This window comes from Allomuricauda sp. CP2A, from assembly GCF_001683915.1.
Classification (GTDB): domain Bacteria; phylum Bacteroidota; class Bacteroidia; order Flavobacteriales; family Flavobacteriaceae; genus Flagellimonas.
In genome coordinates this window covers 39,629-57,993 of sequence record NZ_LXTT01000117.1, presented here as the reverse complement: position 1 = coordinate 57,993, position 18,365 = coordinate 39,629, and the positions used below count along the sequence as shown (strand labels likewise).

Sequence of the window (18,365 nt, the reverse complement as noted above, 5' to 3'; positions counted from 1 at the left end):
CGTTTTTTGGAAAGGTATATTTTGATGAACTTTACCCTTTGTTGACAGAACTTTTTAAGGGAAATGAAAAATAGAACCATTTATACACTACTTTTTTTGGCTTGTGTGATAGGATTTTGGCTGTTTGAGAATTTTTATACCCCAGCGACCTATTCCAATACAGAAAAGTCAAGTGATGAAGTCATTTCTGATGCCTTTTTGCCCAGTTCAACAACGGGTGATATTGTACGGCACCAACATTATATGCTTTCCTATAATGAACCGTATGAGCAGGCAGAGTGGGTGCTGTATGAGCTCAAAAAAAGCCATCTTACCTATGAAGATAGAAAGCGGCCTTATTTTATTGAAGATCCAAAAGTGAAGACCAAATCAGCCGATTGGCGAAATTACAGAGGCTCTGGCTATGACCGAGGCCACTTATGCCCCGCAGGAGATCGCCGCTTTTCGGAATATGCCTATAACGAGACGTTTTATACGAGTAACATTAGTCCACAGGACAGGGACTTTAATGCAGGGGTGTGGAACCGTTTGGAACAGCAAGTGCGCCATTGGTGTAAAACCTATGGTGATTTGGTGGTGGTCACAGGCGGAATTCTAGAGGATGGTTTGGAAGAAATAGGGGATGAGGATGTAGATGTGCCCCGAACTTTTTACAAGATTGTTTTTAGAAAAGATTCTGAAGCGGCACTCGCTTTTTTGATACCCGGTGAAGAAAGTCAGCAGCCGTTACATCACTTTTTAGTGCCGATTGATACCATTGAGAAACAAACCGGCATCAATTTTTTTGAAAAACAGAGCATTGCATGGCAAGAAGAAATTGAAAGCAAAGTGAATGCTTCCGGGTGGAAGTTTTAAATCCCGTCCTTTAATCGGTTGGAGTCCAATTTTAGGAAGATAAAGAGCAACATGGTAAAAAAGATAAGTCCGGACCCCCCATAACTGAAAAAGGGCAGGGGCACCCCAATGGTGGGCAAAAGACCAATCACCATCCCTATATTGATGAAATAGTGGAACACCAAAATGGAAATGACCCCATAGCCGTACATTCGGCTAAAATCACTTTTTTGCCGTTCCGCAATATGGATCAATCGTAAAAAGAAAACGGAAAACAGCAGGATTACGGTTACAGTGCCCAAAAACCCCCATTCCTCACCCACGGAGCTAAAAATATAATCGGTATGCTGCTCTGGAACAAAGTCACCTTTGGTGCGTGTGCCCTCCAAAAAGCCCTTTCCAAAGAATCCACCGGATTCAATGGCTTTTTCAGATTGATAGGTGTTGTACCCGATGGTCTTTCTGATTTCTTCCAGCTTATCTTCATCCTTTTCCAAGCTCAACCAAAGTGCAATTCTATCGCGGTGGCGTTGCTCAAACACGTTTTCATAAACAAAATCCACGGATAATGAGAACAAAATGGAAAGCACAATAACGCCTGTTACGGGAAGCACAGGAATCTTAACGGATGCTTTTTTAAAGGTGTAGATCAATACGGTCAATATAATCAAGCCTATGGCAACCCAAACGGTACCGAACATTAAAGTGGTGGCAAAAAGAATGACCATAAAAACCAATATTCCCAAATAATACAAAGGAAAACCTTCCCGGAACAACACAAAAAAGAAGGAAAAATAAATCAAGGCGCTACCAGGATCGGGTTGGGGCAGGATAAGCAATGCTGGAAGAAGGACAATGATGAGCGCATATATTTGGTGTCTTCCTGTTCGAATATCGGTTTGTATATCACTTAAAAACTTGGCCAGGGCAAGTGCCGTTGCCACCTTGGCAAGCTCGGAGGGCTGAAGGTTGAAAAACCCCAGGTTATACCAAGAGGTGGCCCCTGCAATGGTTTTTCCAAATACAAAGAGGCCCAACAACAAAAGAATGGAAATGATGTAAAAGATGGAGGCAAAGCGTTCAAAGAAATTGGACTCCACAAAAAGGACCAAAATTATGCCCAAAGCGGCCAGCCCAATAAAAAAGAGCTGTTTTCCGTAAAGTGTTGAAAAATCAAAAATGGAAAGGCTTGGGTCAACCAATGAAGTGGAATAGATATTGATCCATCCAATGAAGACCAAAAGGGCATAGAGAAAAATAGTGATCCAATCTATCCTTCCAAAAAGCCCTCTACCAGACATACTCATTTATCTTGAAAGGTTCACCGCTATAGGGCTTGGCATACTCATGTTCCAATGTTTTCTCCAACATGCGTTTCTCCAAATCTTTTCTTGTAACTTCTCCCTTTATGTACTTTTCAATCAGAAGGGAAGCTATGTGTCCGGCATATCGAGATCCAAAATATCCGTTTTCAATATAGACGGCCACGGCAATTTGAGGGTTCTCAACCGGGGCAAAGGCCACAAAGACGGAATGGTCCGTAAGTTGCATTCGTTCCCCATTGACCCTCACGAAATTTTCCACTGTACCGGTCTTGCCCGCTATTTCAATATCTGGAATCTGAACCCATCTGGCCGTTCCATATTTGTACACATTGGCCATTCCTTTGATCACAGGTTCAAAATGCTTTCGATCAATGGTGGTATAGTGGGGTTCGGTATAAGCAGGGTCGATAGATCCTGAGCCCCCCATACTTTTTATGACATGTGGGGTGTAAAAATATCCCCGATTGGCTATGGCAGCTGTCATATTGGCCAATTGTAACGGGGTAGCGGCAATTTCTCCTTGGCCAATGGAATTGGATATGATGGTTGATGCGGCCCATCTTCCATCGCCGTACCATTTATCGTAAAAAGTTTTATCTGGAATTCTTCCAGGTCTTCCCGTTGGAAGGTCCGTGCCCAAATAATTGCCCAGCCCAAAACTTTCCATGTGCCTTTCCCAAACGTCCATGGCTTCATCCGTAGTGGAATATTTATCAAAAAGTCTTCTAAACACTCCGGCAAAATAGGCATTGCACGATTGGTAAATACCGGAATTCATATCACGGACACCGCCGCCGCAATGGCATCCTCTTAAGGTGTTTCCAACATAAAAACCATGGTAACACCGGAATTTGGTACTGGGGTCAACCACTCCTTCCTGAAGGGCAGCCAAGGCATTCAAGGTCTTAAAAGGTGATCCGGGGGAGGGTTCTGCCAGGATGGAACGGTCCCATGTGGGCTTGGAAATGGTGTCGTAATGGAGTTTACTGTAATTTTTGGAACGCTCCCTACCCACCAAGAGTGATGGGTCGTAAGTAGGGCCGGAGATCATGGCCAGGATTTCACCGGACTTGGGTTCAATGGCCACAATGCCGCCTCTTTTTCCATGCATCAATTTTTCGCCATACTCTTGGAGTTTTTTATCCAAAGTAATGTGTATTTCCGTGCCCTGCTCTGGCAACGTATCCAACTTGCCATCCTTGTAAGGGCCTATATCGCGATTAAAACGATCTTTTTGGATATGTTTCACCCCTTTTCGCCCCCTCAGCACCTCTTCATACTGTTTTTCAATGCCGGTTCTCCCTTTTAGTTCTCCTGCCACATAATAGGGATTGTTCTGTAAATCCCATTCATTTACCTCACTAATGTAGCCCAGCACATTGGCTGCACTGTTGGTGGTGTAATAGCGTAAAGACCTTTTCTGGATATAAAAACCAACGTAATGCCGCATTTTTTCCTGAAGTGTGGCATAATCCTCTTTGGAGAGTTGGGGGACCAAAACGGATGGAAGCCTGGGAGAATACACCCTAGCTTTTTCCATTTTGGCGATAAAAGTGTTTTTGTCAATTCCCAAAAGGCCACAAAACTCCAAGGTGTCCAAGGGTTTTACCTCTCGGGGAATGACCATGACATCATAGGCAGGCTGATTCCCCACCATAAGTTCTCCGTTTCTGTCATAGATATAGCCACGTTCTGGGTAATCATATATTTTTTTGATGGCCGGGTCGTCCAAAATTTGGTCGGGAGAAAAGCGAAATAACTGCAGATAGGAAAGTCTACCGATAAAGGTAAATCCTATGATAACAATTATGGACGATAACAGCAGCTTTTTCATTTAAGACCTATTTATAAACCCAAAGCCCTACAGTACTTCAACGAAGCAATACCTGTTTTATTCGCTTTGCGGGCTAAAAAGTGAACTAAAGAGTGTACAAAGTATCAAAGTTACAATACCTGTGGTAAAAACCTTTTTCAAAATTAAAAGGAAGTGGGAAATACTTAAAATTTCCAAGGAAAAGTATACAATTTGATGTATAAAAATGAGCAAGGCCAAAAAGGTGATACGTTGCACCTTTGTAGTGTTCTTAAAACTGAAATTTTGAAACTCGTAATTTACGCCAAAACAAAACCGCATGATAACCGGTCTTGCATAGGCAATAGTCAAAGACGCCATGGCGTGGAGCGCCAGAGTGTCTGAAAAAACATCAATGATGAACCCCAACAAAAAGGAAGTGACCATGAACAAGGCCCTGTTGCTTTTTATGGGGTACCAGTAAAAGAATATCACATAGACCATTGGGTTTATGTACCCCATAAAGTGAAGATTGTTAAAGATCAACACCTGGGTAAGGACCAGTAGAACGAACCGAATGGTATTTAGGAATACAGTGTTATTCATTTGCGGTGGTTGATTCCAAAGCTTTTATTTCTTCCCGATTTTTGTTCTCTATAAGGTAAACGTTCTTTATGTTGACCATGTCGTTGAACAGTTCAACATCAATATTGTAAAAACTTTTGGATGCATTGAGGTCATATTTTTTTATGATCCCAATGGGAACATTCTCTGGAAAAATACTTGACATTCCCCCAGTTACAATGGTATCCCCGACCACCAAGGGCACCAATCTTGGAATGTCCACCAATTGCACCACTGTGTAATCTTTGGCATCCCAGACAAGCGACCCAAAGTAATTGGTATGTTTGATTTTGGCATTAATGTTTGATTTTGTGTTGAGTACACTCTGTACCGTGGCAAAATTGTTGGAAACATTCTCAACGATCCCCAAAATACCTTTTGTGGTGATCACGCCCATATCCTGTTTCACGCCCTGTTTTTTTCCTTTGTCTATGGTGACATAATTACGGGGCGAAGTAAAACTGTTCTTAATGAGATGTGCACTCAAGACTCCGTAATCCAAAAGGGTTGAATCCAAAGGTTCAATCACGGAATTTTCGGCATTGAAAAGCATTCTGTGGAGACGCTCATTTTCATTGACCAATCTATTGTTTTCTTCCCTGAGGTTAAAATAAGAGGATATATCCGAAGCCGTGCCATAGACATTGCCTGTTAACCACTTGGAAGAATTAAAGAATTTGGACTGATGGTAGGAATGTGATTGGACGGTGATCACCAACGAAATAAGCGCAAGAAAGCTGTAGAGGAAGGCATTTCTATTACGTAGGATAAAGTTGATGATCCGTTGCATGCAATCGTATCGTTAAGAAAGTTTGAACGCATCAAGCCGTAAGAAACAACGAAGTTTCAATCTACTTGATCAAGATGCTCTTGTAGCGTTCCAAATTTTTAAGCGCAATCCCTGTTCCCCGTACCACGGCCCTTAGAGGATCTTCTGCAATATAGACCGGTAGATCGGTCTTTTGCGACAACCTTCTGTCCAACCCTCTCAACATGGAACCACCTCCGGCCAAATAAATTCCGGTGTTGTAAATATCAGCAGCCAATTCTGGAGGGGTTTGGGACAAGGTTTCCATAACAGCATCCTCGACCCGCAAAATACTTTTGTCCAAAGCTTTGGCAATTTCTCGATAAGAAACCTGAACCTGTTTGGGTTTTCCGGTCAAAAGATCCCGACCTTGGATGGATTTGTCATCTGGCGGGGATTTTAAATCCTCGGTAGCGGATCCAATCTCAATTTTTATGGCCTCGGCAGTGCTCTCCCCCACATAGAGGTTGTGTTGGGTGCGCATATAATAAATAATATCGTTGGTGAACACGTCACCCGCAATTTTCACTGATTTGTCACAAACAATACCGCCCAATGCAATTACCGCAATCTCGGTAGTTCCTCCACCAATATCCACGATCATATTCCCTTTGGGCTGCATAATATCCAAACCGATACCAATGGCAGCGGCCATGGGCTCGTGGATCAGATAGACTTCTTTACCGTTCACGCGTTCCGCGGACTCACGTACCGCACGCATTTCCACTTCCGTAATTCCTGAGGGGATACAGATGACCATCCGCAAAGCCGGCGGAAACCATTTTTTCTTCAGTGCCGGAATATTTTTGATGAACATATTGATCATCTTTTCCGAAGCATCAAAGTCGGCGATTACCCCATCCTTTAACGGTCTTATGGTCTTGATGTTTTCATGGGTTTTCCCCTGCATCATATTGGCTTCGCGTCCCACCGCGATTATTTTCCCTGATACGCGATCCCTCGCTACAATGGAAGGACTGTCAACCACCACTTTGTCCAGATGGATGATCAGGGTATTTGCGGTGCCGAGGTCAATGGCAATTTCCTCGGTCATGAAATCGAAAAATCCCATAAAAAGCGTTTATTTTCGGATTAACGGTAAAAATTATCGGCTAATGTACTAAAATTAATGTTTAAAATGCCGTGTGCCTGTCATCACCATGGCCAATCCATTTTCGTTGCAATAATCAATGCTCAATTGATCTTTTATGGACCCTCCGGGTTGGATTACACTTTTAATGCCTGCCTTATCTGCAATCTCCACACAATCGGGGAAAGGGAAGAACGCATCGCTCGCCATTACAGCCCCCTCCAAATCAAAATTAAAAGACTGCGCTTTGTGTATGGCTTGGTTCAAGGCATCCACACGTGAGGTCTGACCTGTTCCACTGGCGCACAATTGTTTGTTCTTGGCCAAAACTATGGTGTTGCTTTTGGTGTGCTTGCACAATTTGGAGGCAAAAATCAAGTCCTCAATTTCTTCTGGAGTTGGTTTTTTATCTGTAACAGGGTTGAGGTCTTCTTTCGTATCGGTCTTGGAATCTTTATCCTGAACCAAAACACCGTTCAAACAAGTCCGTACCAAAGTGTCTGGCAATGCTGTTTCATTTTGGACAAGAATGATTCGATTCTTCTTGCCTTTCAAAATTTCCAAAGCATCATCCGCATAACTTGGCGCAATGACCACTTCACAGAACAATTTATGGATTTCCTCTGCGGTAGGCTTGTCAATTTCAACATTTGAAATCAAGATTCCCCCAAAGGCCGAGACCGGGTCGCCCGCCAAGGCATCCACATAGGCTTGACTGATGGTGCTGCGAGTGGCCAACCCACAAGCATTGTTGTGTTTTAAAATGGCGAAAGTCGGGTCATCGTTTTTAAATTCGCCCATTAAGTTTACGGCAGCATCCACATCCAAAAGGTTGTTGTAGGACAGTTCCTTGCCGTGCAATTTAGTGAACATGGCCTCAAAGTCGCCAAAGAAATACCCTTTTTGATGGGGGTTTTCTCCGTAGCGCAATACTTGACCTTTGGTCTCGCTGATTTTCAATACGGTTTCTTCTTTTTCCTTGTTGAAGTAGTTAAAAATAGCCGTATCGTAATGGGATGAAACATTGAACGCTTTGGTGGCAAATCGCTTGCGGTCTTCCAAGGTTGTAATGCCATTTCCTTCGGAAATTACGTTCAGGAAATCTTCATAATCTTCCATGGATGAAACACAAAGCACATCCTTGAAATTTTTGGCAGCGGCCCTGATGAGAGAGATGCCTCCAATATCAATTTTTTCTATAATATCTTGTTCCGATGCCCCACTGGCCACCGTTTTTTCAAAAGGGTAAAGGTCCACAATGACAATATCCAACTGCGGAATCTCAAATTCCTCCATTTGGGCCACATCGCTATCATTGTCCTGACGGTTCAAAATGCCGCCAAACACTTTTGGGTGCAGGGTTTTAACGCGGCCTCCCAAAATGGAAGGGTAACTGGTAACATCCTCAACAGGCACCACATCGATGCCCAGGTCACGGATAAACTTTTCGGTTCCCCCAGTAGAATAAAGGGTTACACCGAGTTCATCCAGTTTTTTTACAATAGGTTCCAATCCGTCTTTATGAAATACGGAAATTAATGCAGCAGAGGCTTTTTTGGCAGTCTTCATTGGTGTCTTAAAAATCAATTTCTTAAGCACACAAAAGTACTCGATTTGTACCTAAAAAGCAGAACGGGTTATCAACAAAATGGAAATAGTTTTACAGAATTTCGGCCACCTTTTGGTTGATGAATTCCAAAAAGCGTTCGTCCTCTTCCGTAAAGGGGTCCGGGGTGTTGGAATCGATGTCGATTTGACCCACATTTTCACCATTCACGAACAAGGGAACCACAATTTCGGCCTTCACCGTAATGCTACAGGCAATATAGTTGTCCTGCGCAGCTACATCGGGCACCACAAAGTTTTGGTTGCTCACGGCCACTTGTCCGCAAATGCCTTTCCCAAAGGGGATAATGGTGTGGTCGGTGGGGGCTCCGGCGTAGGGTCCCAACTTTAACTCCTGTTTGTCCCCATTTTTAAAGTAAAACCCGACCCAATCGTAATAATCGACATTATTGCGCAAAAGTTCGCAGATTTCACCCAAGCGGGTGTCCACGGATTTGGTTTTTTCTTGCACAATTTCAAGCACCTTGGGTTCCAATGATTTCAACATGGGGTAATTTTTTTGCAAATGTATTGAATAGTGAATTTGTACGACAAAGAAAGTGTAACTTACGGTCCGGTTGTTTTTAATCTTCTGTTAAACAAAGCAATAAATTGATATATTTTGTAGTTTTGTAGTCGAATGAAGCAGATTTTTCATCAAATAGTATCCTCGGTAATGGCATTTTTGCTGTTGGCTTCCACGGTTTCCTGGACAGTGGACAAGCATATTTGTATGGGTCGGGTGATGGATATTTCTTTCTTTGCGCACGCCGATGATTGCGGCATGGACATGAAGATGGAAAAATCGTGCTGTGATGATGAATCGTTCACCGTTCAAGGTCAAGACGACCTAAAAATGTCCTTTGAAAACTTTAGTTTGGACCAGCAAGTCTTCTTGGTAAGCTTTGTCCATACCTATTTTCAACTTTTCGAAATTGATTCGGAAGAATCTACTCCCTTCAGTGAGTACAACCCGCCTCCATTGATACGGGATGTGCAGATTCTTGATCAGACTTTCCGTATTTGATTTAACATAGATTGAATTAACCCGATCCACGCGATTGGGCGTGTGCATTTATGCATGTTTTGTGTCGATCTAATGTTTAAATCAAACCCTTATGCTGAACAAAAGCATCAAATTTCTCATAGACAACAAATTAGTGGCCATTTTGCTGCTCCTGCTTATTATTGGTTGGGGAACGGTACATACACCTTTCAATTGGAATACGGGATTTTTGCCAAGTAACCCCGTTGCTGTGGATGCCATCCCAGATATTGGTGAAAACCAACAAATTGTGTTCACCAAATGGCCAGGACGCTCTCCACAAGATATTGAGGATCAGATTACCTATCCGTTAACGACTTCTTTATTGGGTATTCCAGGGGTGAAGACCATCCGAAGTTCTTCGATGTTCGGGTTTTCGAGTATCTATATCATTTTTGAGGAAGAAGTAGAGTTCTATTGGAGCCGCAGTCGAATTCTGGAAAAACTCAATTCCTTGCCCAATAATTTACTGCCAGAAGGGGTAAACCCGGCCTTGGGACCCGATGCCACCGCTTTGGGACAAATTTTTTGGTACACTTTGGAGGGCCGTGATAAAGATGGTAATGTAACGGGAGGATGGGATCTGCAAGAACTGCGAAGCGTACAGGATTACTATGTAAAATATGCCCTGTCTTCCGCATCGGGTGTGTCTGAAGTGGCTTCCATCGGTGGATTTGTTCAGGAATACCAAGTGGATGTAGACCCAGAATTGTTGAAGCAGTACAACATTGGCCTTGACCAAATTGTGATGGCCGTAAAGCAGAGCAATCGGGATATTGGGGCACAGACCTTGGAGATCAATAAAGCGGAATATTTGGTGCGTGGGTTGGGATACATCAAATCTTTGGACGACATCAAAAACGCCGTGGTCACTTCAACGGATTATACGGCTATTCGAATTAAGGATGTAGCCAATGTTTCCTTGGGGCCTGCTGTTCGAAGAGGGATTTTGGACAAGGAAGGCGCAGAAGTGGTGGGCGGTGTGGTTGTGGCCCGATATGGAGCCAACCCACTGGAGGTCATCAATAACGTAAAGGAAAAAATAAAAGAATTGAGTGCAGGGCTTCCATCCAAAGAATTGAAAGATGGAACCACTTCGCAACTTACCATTGTTCCTTTTTATGATAGAACAGAACTCATCCAAGAAACCCTGGGAACCCTAAATGAAGCCTTGACCCTTGAAATTCTTATCACCATTTTGGTGATCGTGGTCATGGTGTTCAATCTCAGGGCCTCTATTTTGATTTCTGGCCTGTTGCCCATTGCAGTGCTCATGGTGTTCATTTCCATGAAACTCTTTGGAGTTGATGCCAATATTGTGGCCCTTTCGGGTATTGCCATTGCTATTGGAACCATGGTGGATGTTGGGGTAATTTTATCCGAAAACATTATTAGGCATAGGGATGAGAATGAAGGAAACCTCCCTATTGATGAAGTGGTCTACAATGCCACCGCTGAAGTTTCAGGGGCGATCTTAACGGCCATTTTAACGACCATCATCAGTTTTATCCCTGTTTTTACCATGGTGGGTGCCGAAGGAAAATTGTTTCGTCCGTTGGCTTTTACCAAGACCATGGCGTTAACGGCTTCCATCATTGTAGCGCTCTTTTTGATTCCGCCTTTTGCGGCCATCATTTTTAGAAAGAAAAGCCCAAATCACCTATTCAAATATATCTGGAACGGGATTTTGATTGCCTTGGGAATGGTTGCTATCGGTTTTGGATATTGGTTGGGCTTGGCATTGCTGGCCTTTGGCGTTTCAGGAGTCCTCAAATTGAAGCAGATTATTGATGAAAAACAAGCAGGAATGCTCAATGTGGGCATTTGCATTACTACCATTGCATTCTTGTTGGCCACCTATTGGAGACCCTTGGGCTTTGACCGTAGTATTTTCATCAACTTGATTTTTGTTGCACTGATTTGTGGCGTATTGTTAGGGGGCTTTTATCTCTTCAGAAAAAATTACAGCCGCATTTTGACATGGGCCTTGGAAAACAAATTGTTGTTCTTGTCCATTCCGACGGTGATTGTGGTATTTGGATTCATGATCATGCGGAATACAGGCCAAGAGTTCATGCCTTCCTTAAATGAAGGTTCTTTCTTGTTGATGCCCACTTCCTTGCCACATGCCGGCGTGGAGGAAAACAAAAGGGTGTTGCAGCAATTGGATATGGCCGTGGCCACCATCCCTGAAATTCAAACTGTAGTGGGGAAAGCAGGGCGGACGGAATCGGCATTGGACCCCGCACCACTTTCCATGTACGAGAACATTATTCAGTATCGGTCAGAGTACCAGAAAAATGATGCTGGAAGTCCACAACGATTCAAAATCAATCCCGATGGATATTTTGAGCTGAGCAACGGAAAAGTATTGGCCAATCCAAATTTGGAAGTGAGTAACGAGCAGAATTATGCTGAAGACCACGTGAGCGAACCATTGCGAATAGATCGTAGTCTTTTAATTCCTAATACTGATGGTGAATACTTCCGTAACTGGCGTCCCGAGATTAAAAACCCGGATGATATTTGGAATGAAATTGTAAAGGTGACCAAATTGCCAGGTGTCACTTCCGCACCAAAACTGCAACCCATTGAAACGCGTCTGGTGATGCTTCAAACAGGAATGCGAGCTCCGATGGGAATTAAAGTGAAAGGCCAGGATTTAAAAGAAATTGAGGACTTTGGCCTTCAACTCGAACCTATTTTAAAAGAAGCTGCAGGGGTTAAAGATGAAGCTGTTTTTGCAGACCGAATTGTTGGGAAACCCTATCTTCTCATTGATATTGACCGTGAAAAATTGGTGCGCTATGGACTTGTGATTGAAGATGTGCAGCAAATTCTTGAGGTTGCCATTGGCGGTATGACATTGACCCAAACCGTGGAAGGAAGGGAGCGTTACGGTGTTCGGGTGCGCTACCCAAGGGAACTTCGGGAAAACCCAACCGATTTGGAAAATATTTATGTTCCCGTGCAAAAAGGAAGTCCTGTTCCATTGAGCGAATTGGTAAGCATCCGTTATGAACAAGGACCACAGGCCATTAAAAGCGAGGATACCTTTTTGGTGGGATATGTGCTATTTGATAAGCAAGATGGCTATGCAGAGGTCAATGTGGTGGAAAATGCACAAGCCAAGATTGAAGAAAAAATAGAAAGTGGCGAATTGGTGGTGCCAAAAGGCATCAGCTATAAATTTACCGGGACGTATGAGAACCAGTTACGTGCCGAAAAAACCTTGTCCGTGGTGGTTCCCTTGGCCCTATTGATCATCTTTTTGATTCTTTACTTTCAGTTTAGGTCGGTGGCCACATCCTTGATGGTATTTTCTGGAATTGCGGTAGCTTTTGCAGGTGGCTTTTTAATGATTTGGTTCTACGGTCAGGATTGGTTCTTGAATTTCAGTTTTATGGGTGAAAACCTAAGAGACCTTTTCCAAATGCACACCATTAACCTGAGTGTGGCCGTTTGGGTAGGTTTTATTGCCTTGTTCGGAATTGCCACGGATGACGGGGTAGTGATGGCCACCTACCTTACCCAAACTTTTGATAAGAACAAACCGGACAACTTGAAAAACATCCGTGCTTCGGTATTGGAAGCAGGCGAAAAACGAATCAGACCATGTTTAATGACCACAGCGACCACCATTTTGGCACTTCTGCCCGTGCTTACCAGTACGGGTAGAGGAAGTGACATCATGATTCCGATGGCTATTCCAAGTTTTGGAGGTATGCTGATCGCATTGATCACCTTGTTTGTGGTGCCCGTGCTATACAGTTGGAAAAGTGAGCTGCAACTTAAAATGCAAAACCGATGAAAAAGAGATTCATATACATACTATTTGCTTTAACGGCTTTTGGGGTTAACGCCCAGTCCTTGGAAAGCTATTTGCAAGAAGCTGAGTTGAACAGTCCCATGATCCAAGCGTTGGAACTCCGCTATAACATCGCAAAGGAAAAGGTGGTCGAAATGAACACTTTGCCCAATACCACCATAGCAGCAGGATATTTTGTGAGCGAACCAGAGACCAGAACAGGAGCACAGCGTGCTAGATTTTCGGTATCGCAAATGTTGCCTTGGTTTGGGACGATCACCGCACGGGAAAACTATGCAAGTTCCATGGCGGAGACCGAGTATGTAGAAATTGTGATCGCCAAACGAAAATTGGCCTTGTCCGTGGCACAATCCTATTATGTGCTCTATGGAATTCAGGCGAAGCAAAAAGTGTTGCAGGAAAATATAGAACTGCTTAAAACCTACGAGACCTTGGCCTTAACCTCTGTTGAGGTGGGAAATGCCTCCGCGGTTGATGTTTTAAAACTTCAAATTCGTCAAAATGAACTGCAGCAACAAAAAGAAGTGTTGGAGCAATCGTACCTAGCAGAGCAGGCCGTTTTCAATAACCTCCTCAATCGAGATGAAAATATTGCAGTTGAGGTGGTGAATGTAATGGATATTCCTGAGGACGACCCCATTTTCAACAAAGAAGATTTAACCCTAAATCCAGAGTTGCTCAAATATGATCAATTGTATGAATCGGTAACCCAATCGGAACTGCTCAACCAAAAGGAGAATGCTCCAAGTTTTGGGGTAGGGTTGGATTATATCCCTGTTTCGGAACGGGATAATATGGTTTTTAGCGATAACGGAAAGGATATTGTAATGCCGATGGTCACTTTTTCGGTTCCCATTTTCAACAATAAGTTTAAATCGACCACCAAACAGAACGAGCTTCGTCAAAAAGAGATTGAACTGCAAAAAGAGGAGCGGCTGAACGTGCTGGAAAATGCCTATGCCAATGCCATTTCGCAACGGAACCAGGCACGCATTACGCATCAAACCCAAGCAAAAAACCTAAAACAGGCCAAGGATGCCGAAGAAATACTGATCAAGAATTACGAAACGGGCACCATCGATTTTAACGATGTGTTGGACATTCAAGAGTTACAATTAAAATTTCAGACCAATCAAATACAATCGGTGCAGTTGTATTATCTACAATCTGCCATCATCAATTATTTAATTAACAAGTAAATTTAAAATGTCAAAAATGAGAACAAACATTAGAACTATTATCGGAATCGCATTCGCTTCAGTATTGGTACTTACGGTATCGTGCAAGGGAAAAACGGAGGAAGCAAAAGAAACTTCTACGGAAGCAACCATGGAACATGAAGGCCATGACATGGAAAAGATGGATCATGAAGGGCATGACATGGAAGGCATGGAAACCGCAAAAATGGAAGGTAAGGAATATACCTCCACATATGTTTGTCCAATGCATTGTGAAGGCAGTGGAAGCGATGAAGAGGGGAAATGCCCAGTTTGCGGGATGACCTATGTATTGAACGAGGAGCACATGGCGGACGGACATACCCACAATTAATTAAAGTTTGAATTGTACCAGCGATGCGGATTAAAGTAAAAAATATGGTTTGCGATAGATGCAAAGGCGTTCTGAGACAAGAGTTTCAGAATGCGGGCATCGAGGTGGTACATATGGATTTGGGAGAAGTCCAATTTTCTGATGGAGCCCAAAACCAATTGGAGCGTATTCGAGAGATTTTGGTCAAAAATGGTTTTGAATTGATCGAGGGTGTGAATGAAAGTTATATAGCTGACATTAAAAAACACCTGATCAATGCTTTGAAAGACGATATGCATCAAAATCTCTCGGAATACCTGTCAGAAAAAATGAACAAGGATTATTCGGTGCTCAGTAAAATGTTCAGTGCCAAGGAGGGGCTGACCATTGAAAAATATTTTATCCTCTTGAAAATTGAGCGGGTAAAGGAAGAAATCCAGATGGATAACAAGACATTTTCTGAAATAGCTTATGATTTGAACTATAAGAGCAGTAGCCATTTGGCCAAACAGTTTAAATCGATAACAGGAATGTCCATGAGTGAATACCGAAAAGTGCAAGATTGGAATCGGAGGCCTTTAGATCAAATTGTATAAAAGATACCCAGAATTGTGAAAAGCTTCCAGCTGGTGTTCAGCTAGTTTTGAATAAAAAAAACAAACAAGATGAAACATACCTATCACATACACGGAATGAGCTGTAATGGCTGTAGAAATCATGTAGAAGGAACCCTTTCCAAAGTGGATGGGGTTACCGGGGTTGAGGTAAATCTGGAAAAAGCCGAGGCCGTGATTGAGATGGAGGAGCACATTCCAATTAAAAAGTTCGAGGAAGCTTTGGAAAAAGATGGGGGCGGTTACAGTATTCATGCCGAAGGCCACCATCATAAACCAAAGAAAAAAGAGAAAAAATCGGTTTCCAATGGAAATGGCACTTTTTATTGCCCCATGCAATGCGAGGGAGACAAAACCTATGATGAACCTGGCGATTGTCCTGTTTGTGGGATGGATTTGGTGGAGGAACAAAACACTTCGTCCAGTTCCAAACAGCAATGGACCTGTCCCATGCATCCCGAAGTGGTGGAAGATGGCCCAGGTTCCTGCCCAAAATGTGGAATGGAGTTGGTGCCCAAGGAGCCCGAAGCCAGCGCAGAGGAAAAAACCTATAAAAAACTGCTCAAGAAATTTTGGATAGCAGTAGCTTTTACGCTGCCCATTTTTTTGATAGCCATGAGTGAGATGATACCCGAGAACCCATTGTACAAACTAATGGTGCCAAGCCATTGGAATTGGGTACAGTTTGCCCTATCGCTTCCTGTGGTTTTTTACGCTACTTGGATGTTTTTTGAAAGGGCTTATCGAAGCATTAAAACGTGGAACCTGAACATGTTTACCTTGATTGGTATCGGTGCGGGCGTGGCTTTTATATTTAGTGTGCTCGCATTGTTGTTCCCAGGATTTTTCCCTGACCAGTTCAAGGGGGAAACAGGTGCGGTTCACGTATATTTTGAGGCAGCAACCGTAATCCTCACCTTGGTGCTTTTGGGTCAATTGTTAGAGGCTAGGGCGCACAGCAAAACCAATAATGCCGTAAAGGAATTATTAAAATTGGCGCCCAACAAAGCGATCAAAGTTGTGGATGGGGAAGAAGTTGAGGTAAGCATTGATGATATAGAAAAGGATGATATTCTCCGTGTGAAACCTGGCGAAAAAATTCCTGTGGATGGCATCATTACGGAGGGAGAAACTTCGGTGGATGAATCCATGATCACGGGTGAACCCATTCCCGTTGAAAAAACAGTGGATGACAAAGTAAGCAGTGGTACCATCAACGGTAACCAAACCTTTTTGATGAAAGCTGAAAAAGTGGGCAGCGACACCCTGCTTTCACAAATCATCAAGATGGTGAACGAAGCCAGCCGAAGCCGTGCACCCATTCAAAATTTGGCTGATAAAGTATCCGCTTATTTTGTGCCAGCAGTTGTCATCATTTCTATTTTGACATTCGCAGTTTGGGCGATATGGGGTCCCCAGCCAACCTATGTTTACGCTTTGATCAATGCCATTGCCGTATTGATTATTGCTTGTCCGTGTGCACTCGGTCTCGCCACACCCATGTCCGTAATGGTAGGGGTAGGAAAAGGCGCTCAAAATGGAGTGTTGATCAAAAATGCCGAAGCTTTGGAGAAAATGGCCGATGTGGACACCCTGATCATTGATAAAACGGGTACCATCACCGAGGGCAAGCCTACTTTTGATCAATTGGTAGTGTTTTCGGATGATTATTCAGAAGAAGAATTGCTGCAATATCTGGTGTCGGTAAATGCCAATAGCGAACACCCTTTGGCACAAGCGACGGTGAATTATGGTAAAGAAAAGGAAATCAAAATTCTAAAGACAAAATATTTCAATGCCGTGACGGGTATGGGTGTTGAAGGCAAGATCAAGGATTTGGAGATTCAGTTGGGGAACATCAAATTGATGGAAAAAGCCAATGTTGACATTTCTGATGATATAATGGAAAAGGTCAAAAAAGCACAAGAGAAAGGTAAAACGGTTTCCTATTTGGCCATTGATGGTAAATGTCACGGTTTTGTGGCCATTGGAGATAAAATCAAGGAAACAAGTGCCAAGGCTATCAAGGCTATTCAAGATAAGGGAATAAAGGTGATCATGCTTACAGGCGACAATGCCACCACCGCAAAAGCAGTGGCCAGTGAGTTACATTTGGATGATTTTAAAGCCGAGACCTTGCCCGAGGATAAAATGAAGGAAGTGGAACAACTTCAAAACAACGGCAAAGTGGTCGCCATGGCGGGTGATGGTATCAACGATGCCCCTGCATTGGCCAAAAGCGATTTGGGTATTGCCATGGGTACGGGCACCGATGTGGCCATTGAAAGTGCCATGATCACTTTAGTGAAAGGTGACCTGCACAGTATTGTAAAAGCACGGAACCTTAGTGAGGCCGTGATGAAAAACATAAAACAAAACCTATTTTTTGCATTGATATACAACACCATTGGTGTGCCGGTGGCAGCAGGGGTGCTCTATCCCTTCTTTGGGATTTTGCTTTCGCCCATGATCGCGGCCCTGGCCATGAGCTTTAGCTCGGTGTCGGTTATAGCCAATGCATTACGATTACGAACTAAATCAATCGACTAAGAACGAAATGGTAAAACGAACAACAGCGGTTAAGATTAGAAAAGCCCATAGGTATTTGGGAATATTTTTGGGCCTTCAATTCATTATGTGGACAGCCAGTGGACTCTACTTCAGCTGGACCGATATTGACGAAATCCATGGGGACCATTTTAGGAACATGGATTATGAACCCGTTGCATTTGATGGACTCATTGGGCTTTCACAAATCAATATTCCATCTAAAATAAGTTCGTTGAGCCTTAAGGAAATAGCAGGCAAACCGTATTACTGGATCAATAACGAATATTTGGTAGATGCTAAAAACGGAAACATAAAGGAAGGTGTTTCGGAACAAGAAGCCTTGGCAGTTGCGGCGCGCCAAATGTCACCAGAATTAAAAGTTAAAGGGGTTGAGGTCATCAATGAGACCGATAAACATCACGAGTATAGGGAAAAGAAATTGCCCGCTTATGTGATTACGTATGATTCACCAGAAAATATTAAGGCCTACGTTTCGGTGGCCGATGGTTCATTTCAAACGGTGCGACATCGGAATTGGAGATGGTTCGATTTTCTTTGGATGACCCACACGATGGACTATGAAAGTCGTGATGATTTTAATACCACTTTGCTTCGGGCATTTTCCCTTTTGGGATTGATTACCGTGTTGAGCGGATTTTTGCTTTGGTTTACCTCGTCACCAACGATGAGAAAAGTTGTAAAAAGAAAAAAATAAACAC

Annotated in this window: 15 protein-coding genes; 8 read left to right on the top strand and 7 right to left on the bottom strand. The window is 43.2% G+C overall.

All coding sequences use genetic code 11. The features are described 5' to 3' along the window. Window positions 1-63: 63 nt before the first annotated feature. Window positions 64-855: a DNA/RNA non-specific endonuclease gene (locus A7D14_RS13625; protein WP_067035645.1), complete on the top strand. Its 792-nt coding sequence runs from the start codon at window positions 64-66 to the stop codon at window positions 853-855. Here A7D14_RS13625 and rodA read toward each other — a convergent pair. From rodA to A7D14_RS13590, 7 genes are all read right to left on the bottom strand, one after another. Further along, window positions 852-2,135 carry a rod shape-determining protein RodA gene (rodA, locus tag A7D14_RS13620; protein ID WP_067035642.1) on the bottom strand — a complete coding sequence of 428 codons (1,284 nt, stop codon included), beginning with the start codon at window positions 2,133-2,135 and terminating at the stop codon, window positions 852-854. The genes A7D14_RS13625 and rodA overlap by 4 nt on opposite strands. Next, window positions 2,125-3,993 (bottom strand): peptidoglycan D,D-transpeptidase FtsI family protein, encoded by a 1,869-nt coding sequence (locus A7D14_RS13615; protein ID WP_067035638.1) that lies wholly within the window; start codon window positions 3,991-3,993, stop codon window positions 2,125-2,127. The genes rodA and A7D14_RS13615 overlap by 11 nt, the downstream gene beginning before the upstream one ends. 57 nt (window positions 3,994-4,050) lie before the next feature. Then, on the bottom strand, window positions 4,051-4,557 hold the full coding sequence (locus A7D14_RS13610; protein ID WP_067035636.1) for a rod shape-determining protein MreD: 507 nt from the start codon (window positions 4,555-4,557) through the stop codon (window positions 4,051-4,053). Beyond that, the gene (gene mreC / locus A7D14_RS13605) at window positions 4,550-5,365 is read right to left on the bottom strand and encodes a rod shape-determining protein MreC (protein WP_067035633.1); all 816 of its coding nucleotides are present in this window, start codon (window positions 5,363-5,365) and stop codon (window positions 4,550-4,552) included. Before mreC ends, A7D14_RS13610 begins: the two co-directional genes overlap by 8 nt. Window positions 5,366-5,426: 61 nt before the next feature. After that, on the bottom strand, window positions 5,427-6,455 hold the full coding sequence (locus A7D14_RS13600; protein WP_036380166.1) for a rod shape-determining protein: 1,029 nt from the start codon (window positions 6,453-6,455) through the stop codon (window positions 5,427-5,429). A gap of 54 nt (window positions 6,456-6,509) precedes the next feature. Continuing rightward, on the bottom strand, window positions 6,510-8,042 hold the full coding sequence (purH, locus tag A7D14_RS13595) for a bifunctional phosphoribosylaminoimidazolecarboxamide formyltransferase/IMP cyclohydrolase (RefSeq protein ID WP_067035630.1): 1,533 nt from the start codon (window positions 8,040-8,042) through the stop codon (window positions 6,510-6,512). Between the two features lie 91 nt (window positions 8,043-8,133). Further along, window positions 8,134-8,586 (bottom strand): GAF domain-containing protein, encoded by a 453-nt coding sequence (locus A7D14_RS13590; protein ID WP_067035725.1) that lies wholly within the window; start codon window positions 8,584-8,586, stop codon window positions 8,134-8,136. Window positions 8,587-8,718: 132 nt separating this feature from the next. Between A7D14_RS13590 and A7D14_RS13585 the strand changes: the two genes are divergently transcribed. The 7 genes from A7D14_RS13585 to A7D14_RS13555 all read left to right on the top strand — a co-directional run bounded on the left by A7D14_RS13585 (window position 8,719) and on the right by A7D14_RS13555 (window position 18,361). Then, window positions 8,719-9,105, top strand: coding sequence for an HYC_CC_PP family protein (locus tag A7D14_RS13585; protein ID WP_067035628.1), 387 nt, complete (start codon window positions 8,719-8,721; stop codon window positions 9,103-9,105). Window positions 9,106-9,196: 91 nt separating this feature from the next. Next, the gene (locus tag A7D14_RS13580; protein ID WP_067035624.1) at window positions 9,197-12,934 is read left to right on the top strand and encodes an efflux RND transporter permease subunit; all 3,738 of its coding nucleotides are present in this window, start codon (window positions 9,197-9,199) and stop codon (window positions 12,932-12,934) included. Further along, window positions 12,931-14,151, top strand: a complete 1,221-nt coding sequence (locus A7D14_RS13575) for a TolC family protein (RefSeq protein WP_067035621.1) — start codon at window positions 12,931-12,933, stop codon at window positions 14,149-14,151. Before A7D14_RS13580 ends, A7D14_RS13575 begins: the two co-directional genes overlap by 4 nt. Before the next feature lie 16 nt (window positions 14,152-14,167). Beyond that, entirely contained in the window at window positions 14,168-14,503 is a 336-nt protein-coding gene (locus A7D14_RS19865; protein ID WP_067035618.1) for a heavy metal-binding domain-containing protein, read from the top strand. A 44-nt stretch (window positions 14,504-14,547) separates the two neighbouring features. Next, window positions 14,548-15,078 carry a helix-turn-helix domain-containing protein gene (locus A7D14_RS13565; protein ID WP_255307463.1) on the top strand — a complete coding sequence of 177 codons (531 nt, stop codon included), beginning with the start codon at window positions 14,548-14,550 and terminating at the stop codon, window positions 15,076-15,078. A gap of 69 nt (window positions 15,079-15,147) precedes the next feature. Next, on the top strand, window positions 15,148-17,646 hold the full coding sequence (locus A7D14_RS13560) for a heavy metal translocating P-type ATPase (protein ID WP_067035612.1): 2,499 nt from the start codon (window positions 15,148-15,150) through the stop codon (window positions 17,644-17,646). A gap of 7 nt (window positions 17,647-17,653) precedes the next feature. Then, complete coding sequence (locus A7D14_RS13555) at window positions 17,654-18,361, top strand: hypothetical protein (RefSeq protein ID WP_067035609.1); 708 nt, start codon at window positions 17,654-17,656, stop codon at window positions 18,359-18,361. Window positions 18,362-18,365 lie beyond the last annotated feature (4 nt).